The organism is Croceicoccus hydrothermalis (assembly GCF_022378335.1).
Taxonomy (GTDB): Bacteria; Pseudomonadota; Alphaproteobacteria; order Sphingomonadales; family Sphingomonadaceae; genus Croceicoccus; species Croceicoccus hydrothermalis.
The window spans coordinates 1-1,709 of the sequence record NZ_JAIQCI010000074.1 but is presented as its reverse complement, the minus strand read 5'-3'; the positions used below and the strand labels follow the sequence as shown (position 1 = coordinate 1,709).

Annotated in this window: 1 protein-coding gene and 1 pseudogene; both read left to right on the top strand. The window is 56.8% G+C overall.

What is annotated here, in order from left to right; translation table 11 throughout:
• Nucleotides 1-314 precede the first annotated feature (314 nt).
• Entirely contained in the window at nt 315-1,310 is a 996-nt protein-coding gene (locus K4G67_RS17315; protein WP_083988093.1) for a flavin reductase family protein, read from the top strand.
• An 87-nt stretch (nt 1,311-1,397) separates the two neighbouring features.
• Nucleotides 1,398-1,612: pseudogene (locus K4G67_RS17310) on the top strand (transposase); the annotation flags it as partial.
• Nucleotides 1,613-1,709 lie beyond the last annotated feature (97 nt).

Here is a 1,709-nt window from a genome sequence, read left to right as displayed (position 1 = left end):
CGCAAACAGGCCGAACACATGGATGCACCCGACCGAAATCATCAGTGCAGAAAACCCTTGCGCAGCAGAGGCCGTCCACACATGGACCTACAACGGCCACATCATGGCACAGCTACGCTGATGCAGAGGCCGTCCACGACATCACGTCACATCACGTCAACGACGCTCAACTCGACCAGCATTACAGTCCGACGAAGTTGTCGAGACCTTTGTTCAATTTCGAACCGCATAGTCCGTCCTTCGACACCGTGGGCTAACCGGTTCCTATCCCTAGGAAGGTGGAAGAGCGGGAGGGGTCTGTAGAGTTCATTTGAATGCGGGGCGGCAGGCACCTTCCACGAGGCGAAAGGCAAACAGTGATCGATTCAAAATTATTGAGAGACGCACTTGGTAGTTTCGCCACTGGGGTGACCATCGTGACAACGAGCCACGATGGACGGAATATCGGGCTCACTGCGAACAGTTTCAATTCGGTGTCACTTGATCCGCCTCTGGTACTGTGGAGCCTTGCGAAAAAGTCCTCAAATATTGAGGCATTCATGAGTGTGGACGCTTTTGCTGTCCATATTCTCGGCGCCGACCAGGAATCGCTTTCGAACCGGTTCGCCACTCCTGGTATCGACAAGTTCGAGGGAATGAAATTTAAAAAGAGCGAAGGCGGAGTCCCGCTCCTGCAAGATTGTGCTGCGCGCTTCGAATGCCGGACGGCCTATCGATACGATGGCGGCGACCACATCATATTTGTCGGCGAAGTCCTGGATCTCGAGCAGTCGGAGAAGGAGCCTCTGTTGTTCCACCGGGGGAAATATGCGCGCAAGACGTTCCCCGGCGGCGGCGGCCAAAATCGGCGCGACCTCAACTATCTCATCGCGCGCGCTTATTTCATGCTCACCGACGATGTCCGGCTCGAGGCTAGTGGACTTGGCCTGTCACAGGTCGATCACTACGCGCTCTCGGTGCTGATGCAGGGGGGGGCGGCTACTGTCGAGGAGGTGAACTCCATATTGGAAGCGTCAGGCTGGCAATGGACGGAAGACGACATTCAAAGGCTGGTGACCGACGGGCATATTGAGCTGGCAAAGGATGCGCGCATCGCTCTGACAAAAGCCGGTCGCGAGACAATGATCGGGCTTTTCGCAAAGGCCAAGGCGATGGAGGCAGACGCTCAGAAAGCGTTCTCTGCCGAGCAACTCGATCGGTTGCGATCGCTGCTGTCGCAGCTTCTCGAGACGCTCGACCAGCACAGAGATAACCGTTCGGTCCAACATCTTGAAGTGATGAATGCGCTGCAGGCTGACCAAGACAACTAGCACTACTTTGGCAGAAGTATGATTTTTGCCCCCCCCCCGAGGCAAGGTGCGTGATTCATAGGGAGCCTGCTTTCGTGGAGGCTGGCGATGGTCGAGGACTGGCGGGCGGATCAGGAGCGTTGGCTCGCACCATATCTGGGAGGGCTGGGTAACGAGACAAGGCGACGGATGTGTCCGGCCTATATCGCCGGTCTGATTGGCCGGGTGATCGCAAGAGCATCCAGCCAATGGCGGCTCGCTTGGATTCCATCGCCTATGACCGGTTGCATCACTTCATCGGAGCAGGCCTTTGGGACAGCGCCCGCTGGAAGCGATCTGGACACCCGCAACAACTCTGACTTTGGCCGCGTGATTGGGCGGTTTGAGGTCCGTAGCGTGAGGAGTGCCATTTGATGACAG

Excerpts from the sequence above, each read along its gene's own strand:
- K4G67_RS17315 (WP_083988093.1), top strand. The coding sequence starts at position 315 with ATGCGGGGCGGCAGGCACCTTCCACGAGGCGAAAGGCAAACAGTGATC.